The sequence below is a fragment of the Okeania sp. SIO2B9 genome, assembly GCF_010672505.1.
GTDB classification, from domain to species: Bacteria; Cyanobacteriota; Cyanobacteriia; order Cyanobacteriales; family Microcoleaceae; genus Okeania; species Okeania hirsuta.
Map to the genome: position 1 here is coordinate 1 of NZ_JAAHGK010000289.1, position 6,662 is coordinate 6,662.

Sequence of the window (6,662 nt, forward strand, 5' to 3'; positions counted from 1 at the left end):
CTTCAGCTCTCTAGCTTTATTTTTCCTATTTTTTTTTTTAATGATACGACGACCACAGAGATCTACACTCTTTACCTATACGTTTCTCTTCCGATCTCAGTAATTACTCTATCAGCTACAGTGTTAATTTGAGCTATTTGTCTAAATAAATTTATTGCTAGAGGCTTAGTATATGATATAAAGTGTCAAGCAATAGATTTATGTAGACAAATGGCTCAAATTAACAATGTAGCTGATAGAGTAATTACTGGATCTTTCTGTGATATAAATACCCTTAAAAGTATTCCATTTACAAAAAAAGCTCTGATTATTAGTGATTGTGAGGGCTATGAAAAACAACTATTTACACAACAAGATGTTTCCTTCCTTGTGAACTGTGATTTATTAATTGAAATACATGATTTTATTGATCCTAGTATTTCCTCTACATTGCGAAAATGCTTTTCTGATACTCATTCGATCAATGTTATTGAAAGTATAAGCCATGTTATCAAGGCAAATTGTTCTTACTGTTATGAGGAATTACAAGATTACGGATTACTGGATCGCAGACGACTATTATCAGAAGGGCGCCCAACAATGATGAAATGGTTTTATCTCAAACCAAGTCTGTAACTTTTTCATCAAAAACTAATAAATTTACAAGATTTTGTTTTAATAAAATCTTACCGATAAATTGTGGGTATGTGCCTCCCCTTTTAAAGGTATAAAAAAAAGATAATTCCGTATTTCAAGCCTCCTTATTACAGAGGTACTGATAACTGATAACTGAAATGACTAGCTAATAGCTGATAGCTGAATGCTTAGATTAATAAATTAAATCCAGGTAAAACATCTTCTCCAGATAAAGATATAGGTAAAGTTAATATTTCCACAGGTTTTTGAGGACGATAAATTTCTGCAGTGCTATCTTGAGGATTAATTAACCATCCTAATCTCAAACCACAATCTAAATATTCTTTCATTTTTTCCTGTAGAGGTTTTAATCTATCGCTAGAAGAGCGTAATTCAATCACAAAATCAGGACAAACAGGTGGAAATTTTTTCCTTTCATTGGGAGTTAAAGTTTCCCATTTTTCTCGTCTTACCCATGAAACATCAGGAGAGCGACTACCACCACCAGGTAAATTAAATATTGTTGAGGAGCTAAATACAAATCCTAACTGAGTTTTTCGATTCCAAATAATAACATCAGCAATTAAATTAGCTTCTTGATTACCACTTTCTCCACCTACAGGCGACATAATAATCAATTCTCCATTACGACTAAGTTCTAATGATACCTCTGGATTAACTTGACAGAGTTGATAAAAATCTTCTTTTGTTAATGTAATTAATGGTTTTAAATCTAAAACAGTTCTCATAGTCAATTATTATCAATTTTATTCTATTGTAGCTTGACAAACATAAGTCGTACTTATGATACTATTTCTCTGTAATAACCAGATTTTAAATGCCAGCATTTTTAAATTCTGAATAACACTTTTCCACAAAATTTAAGTAACTATTTTGAAACACTTCCGGCGCAAATCTATAGGCGTGTTTTCTAATAATTTCTGCCTGAAAATATGCCTGATAATTTTCAAATTTTTCTACCACTTCAACCAAAGCTTTTTCTGTCTGTTCGGGAAACAATAAACCTGTTGCTGAATCTGGATATTTTCTCATATCTCGCACTGTTTCTGTCGCTCCACCAACTCCATAAGCAATAACTGGCGTACCGCAAGCTTGTGCCTCCACTAAAGCCATACCAAAATCTTCACAAGCAGCATAAATAAAACCTTTTGCTTCTGACATATATTGAGTAACTACTTCTTCAGGTTGCCAACCCATAATTTTGACATTAGTTTTAGCAAGACGGCGTAATTGATTTAATTCCTCACCAGCACCAATAACTATTAAATCTCGTCCTAACTGATTAAAAGCTTTGACAATTAAGGAAATTTTTTTATAACTAACTAATCTACAAACTGTCACATAAAAATCTTGTTTCTGAGATTTAAAAGGAAACTTTTCCACATTTACTGGTGGATAAATTACCTCAGGTTCACGTCGATAACAACGCCATATTCTTCTAGCAGTATGTTGAGAATTAGCAATAAAATAATCTACTCGGTTAGCAGAAATTACATCCCATTCTCTGAGTCTATGTAAAAGATATCTGGTGAAAATTCCAGGGATACCTTTACCTAATTTACTACTATTTAGATAGTCAAAAGTTAAATCCCAAGCATAGCGCATTGGGGTATGACAATAACAAATATGCAGTTGATAGGGTGTGGTAATAACTGCTTTAGCAACTGCATGAGAAGAAGATAAAATTACATCATATTCTCGTAGGTCTAATTGTTCAATTGCTATTGGTAATAGAGGTAAATATTTTTGTACTCCGTTACGAGCTAAAGGCAAATTTTGTAAAAATGTTTTGCCAATTTTTCGTTGATAAAGATAACTTTCAGGATTGCTTGACTCAAAATCAATTAAAGCATATAAATCAGCATTAATATGCTGGAGAATTTCCTTAACAACCAATTCTGAACCACCAGTTGCTTTGGGTGTTAACCATTCGTGAACAAGAGCATATTTTACTTCCACAGTAGATTTTTAAATATTTAAAAATAGAACAACTTTTGATTTTATAGTATTTTTTTATATCGATAAAGCATATTTAATTATGTACGGCTTGCTGATTAAATCTCAAAGCATTTGCAGATAAAGGTTTTACCAATTAATGGTATTGAAAAAGTACCTGGTTTTCAGCTCTTCATGCTCAAAAAGTTGGCATTTTGGGCAAGAGTCGGGCAAAAAAATTACTCCCGTACTCCCCTACTCCCCCGCTCCCCCGCTCCCCCGCTCCCCTACTCCTTTAGGGACGGTAAGTTATTAACAATATCTACTGTTTCTAAACTAACTGTAATTACTTGACCAATTAATCGGACAATATATTGTTCGTCGTCTAAGCGGTTGGGGTCATTTTCAATGTCACTGCGTTTGTCTACTTTTACTTGGTAGCGATCGATAATCCAATCTAATGCGGAACGGTTTCCGAGACGATACTCAAAGACTTTTGGCGGAATATTGGCTAAGGTGAGAAATTCGTTATAAGTTAATTGGGTTTTATCTTTGCTGAGTTTCATTTTTTCGACTCGCCAATTTAAGGGAACTTCTTCATTCTCGATAAATGTTAAGGGATATTCTGGTTGTTGTTCGTAGTTGATGTGAATTTCGGCGAGGCGTTTTCCTGCTTTGGCAAATCGGTGAAAGTCTGAAGTGTAGGGAATGCGGGGTAATTCTCGTTTCAGGTTATCGGCGTATTTTTCCCGGTAGGTGGGATGGTGTAAAAGGGCGTAGATATAATAGAAGATATCCCATTTGTTGATAGTTGGGTTTTGGTATTTTTGGCGAAAGGTGTCTAAGCTCCAATCGGTGATATTTTCTTGGCGGTTGGTTCCATCTTCGTCGTAGGTGTAGAAAGGGAAACATTGGGTTTGTCGTCCACCATAATGAAGACAAGGAATATAGTTTGTTATTTGTGATGAAAAGGGAATTTGAGCTTCATTTACTACACAAATTACCCGATTCTCTTTCTCAGTTTCTGGAGTAGGGAATATGTAGGGAAATTGATAGCGACGATTATTTAAGCGAGCATCAAAATAAAGGCAAGATTTAGTAAAAGGACGATAAAGAGACTGTCTAATATGATTTTTGTCATATTCTACGATAATCCCTCGTTTTAAATGGTCTTTCAAATCTCCAGACCAACTAATTTGAGTATCATCATAAGTGACAAAATCATCTACCTTAACAGATTTGTCTTGCCTATCCTGCCATTTCCTGACTTGTTCATTATAAGTAGCGATCGCCCGTTGAATATTTTCTGCTAATTCATCAGGATTAAAATTATAAGCCCAAACATCGCGATTAGTTTTTACTCCGTTGCTAAATAATTTAAAAATAGTATCGGTTACTTTTCCCTTTGCAGCTTTAGTTTCCTTGGTTCCCATTGGGATAAAAGTTTCAAAATCAGCTTGTAACCCTGCCGTTAACCAGGTATTTTTTTTGTCCGGTTTAATTTCTTGCCAGTCAATTCCACCTAAATGCTGACATTTTTCTAAATAAGCATATTTTTCCTCTTTCCGCCAAAACTCACCCACAGTTGCATAGTAAATTTGACATTGAGATTTTTTACCTTCCTTCTTTTTAATCAACAGATTAATACTCACTCCAACCTTAATGTCAAAAACATTATAAATAGCTTTATTGCTATTATTCTTTCTAATATTACCCCCCAAATCTAAAACATAAATCTGACTAAAATCTTGGGCTAAATGCTTACGCATTCCATCAAAAGCAATGTTATCAATAAAGCTGTTATTGGTTACCAAGGCCACAATTCCCTCATCTTTAATTCTATCTGCAGCCCAACGAAAAGCTTTTACATAAGGGTCTGAAAGAGAATTTTTTAAAGTTGCTTTTGAGTCCTTAGAATAAGTCTGAGCTACTCGTCGATCTACTTCTTCATACTTCCGGTTTTTATTATTATCATTCTCATTTTGTTGCCACGCATTATAAGGAGGATTACCGATAACCACAAAAATCTTTGAATCTTGCTGTCGTTGCACCCGTTGAGTATTTTCTGGAGTAAAAAAATCAAGTTGTAACGCTTCTTGAACTGAAAAAGTATCCACCAAACAAATACCTTCAAACGGCTGATATTTACCCGTTGCTTCTAAATATTCATGCTCAATATTCATCGAAGCAATATAATAAGGTAACAACATCACCTCATTACAATGCAACTCATCCTTATATTTATCAGGTAGGGCAGTTTTTCTAATTTCTCGCATTACCCGCATCAGAAAATTACCAGTTCCCACAAACGGATCGAGAATATGTACCTCTTTATCGCTAAGAGATTTCTTAAACTCTTTTTTCAGAATCTCATCAACACTTCTTACCATAAAATCAACAATAGACTGGGGAGTATAAACAATGCCATGAGTATCAGCAACCTTAACAGCAAACCCTTGGAAAAACTTCTCATAAACCGTGTTTAAAAAATGCTGTTTCTCACTATAGTTGTTAATAGTTTGAGCCGCTTCTTCTAACGCTCGATAAAAATAATCTACCTCCTCTAAAAAATGATTCCGACTAAAAGACTTCGAGGTTAAAGCATTAATCACCTTCTCAATTTCCACCGCAATAATATTCCGGCGAGTAAAATCTGGATTATCAAAAATCTGGCGAAAAATTCGTTCCGTTAGTAAATGCTGAATCAGCATTTCTTCCACCGCTGCATCAGAAATATTCGGATTAATAGACTGACGACAAATATTACTAAACCCATCAAACGCAGCAATAAACTTTTTATTAGTTTTGCGTTGACTCTGAATTAACTCAACTAATTTTTTCCCTAAATTATCAACTCTTTCCCCAAATTCTGTAGCTGCTTTTTCCCAATTTTCTATCTGGGGTGGGCGATATTCAAAAAATAACTTGAGACTTTCTACCAGAGCTTCCGGTTTAGTAATTTCTCCATCATAAACTTGCTTTCCCCCTTGCCAAATAATCACCCGTTCGGGAGACTGAAAAATAATATTATCTTTGGGATAACCTTTAGCAAATTTCTTTTTTACTTCCTTAGCTAAATCATCTTCGGTATCTTTCGCTTCCCAGATACCATGTTTGAGAGTATCGTCTCTAACTAATAACCCATCAACTCGGATTAATTTTTTCTTGGTTGATGTGATACTATTCTCCTGTAGCAACGCCCAATTAAACTGTTGACAACAAGTGGTTAGCAAGTCCGCAAAAGCAACTTTTACAGCTCCTTCATTAACTGCCCCCAACTGTATAAACTTTTTTAAAGTTTGGTAATATAATTTTACTGGTTTGTGAGTAGGTTTGAGGTTGAGAATAGCCATTTCAGTTATCAGTTATCAGTTATCAGTTATCAGTAAATACAGTTCAGTTAAGGATTTTTTTTTGCAACTATTTAGTAGTAGACTAACACATCTAAAACTGTGCATTAGCTTTTAACTTGAAAATTCTTACTTTTGACTTTTGACTTTTGACTTTTGACTTTTGAATTGAATCTAATGCACCATTTAAGGTGTGTCGGTCCAGTAGAGTGTGTTAGCGATAGCGTAACGCACCATTACACAATATATAGTTCCTTTGCGTAAGTTCTATTATTTTTTCCCTCCTTTCTTCCTCCTTCTTCCTTCTTCCTTCCTCCTTCTTCCTTCTTAATTAGAAGCTAATTTATCAGCCCAACGAGTTGTTTCAGGCAACCGATATTTAGTAGTACATTTCAACACATAATTTATAGCAGTTATTAAGCTAATTCTATGACCAGTTGAAACATAAATTGGCTTAACTCCAGTACGAGTTCTAACAATAGCACCAATAACTTCTTCTTCATCTATTATTGGTTGCCAATTACCCCTTTCTAAACCAACAGAATTATATTGACCAATATAGTGAGATTTAGCTACACCAATACTAGGGATATTAACTAAAACTCCTAGATGACAAGCTATACCAAATCTACGGGGATGAATTAATCCTTGACCATCACAAAGCAATAATTCAGGAGTAATATTTAGCTTTTCTAGAGCATCTAAAATAGCAGGTATCTCTCGAAAAGATAATAATCCCGG

General features: G+C 34.5%; 5 protein-coding genes. 1 reads left to right on the forward strand and 4 read right to left on the reverse strand.

Annotated features, from left to right (window positions below):
- Positions 1-210 precede the first annotated feature (210 nt).
- Entirely contained in the window at positions 211-615 is a 405-nt protein-coding gene (locus F6K13_RS12345; protein WP_287287501.1) for a hypothetical protein, read from the forward strand.
- A 188-nt stretch (positions 616-803) separates the two neighbouring features.
- Here the strand turns inward: F6K13_RS12345 and F6K13_RS12350 are convergent, their stop codons facing one another.
- From F6K13_RS12350 to F6K13_RS12365, 4 genes are all read right to left on the reverse strand, one after another.
- Complete coding sequence (locus F6K13_RS12350; RefSeq protein WP_124144668.1) at positions 804-1,364, reverse strand: Uma2 family endonuclease; 561 nt, start codon at positions 1,362-1,364, stop codon at positions 804-806.
- A gap of 85 nt (positions 1,365-1,449) precedes the next feature.
- Entirely contained in the window at positions 1,450-2,595 is a 1,146-nt protein-coding gene (locus F6K13_RS12355) for a glycosyltransferase (protein ID WP_287239191.1), read from the reverse strand.
- Between the two features lie 263 nt (positions 2,596-2,858).
- Positions 2,859-5,924: a type ISP restriction/modification enzyme gene (locus tag F6K13_RS12360; RefSeq protein ID WP_287287502.1), complete on the reverse strand. Its 3,066-nt coding sequence runs from the start codon at positions 5,922-5,924 to the stop codon at positions 2,859-2,861.
- Between the two features lie 324 nt (positions 5,925-6,248).
- Positions 6,249-6,662, reverse strand: a 414-nt coding sequence (locus F6K13_RS12365; protein WP_287287503.1) for an endonuclease V, incomplete at its 5' end; no start/stop codon positions are given.

Coding starts and splice junctions, on each gene's coding strand:
- F6K13_RS12345 (WP_287287501.1), top strand. CDS start 211: ATGGCTCAAATTAACAATGTAGCTGATAGAGTAATTACTGGATCTTTC.
- F6K13_RS12350 (WP_124144668.1), bottom strand. CDS start 1,364: ATGAGAACTGTTTTAGATTTAAAACCATTAATTACATTAACAAAAGAA.
- F6K13_RS12360 (WP_287287502.1), bottom strand. CDS start 5,924: ATGGCTATTCTCAACCTCAAACCTACTCACAAACCAGTAAAATTATAT.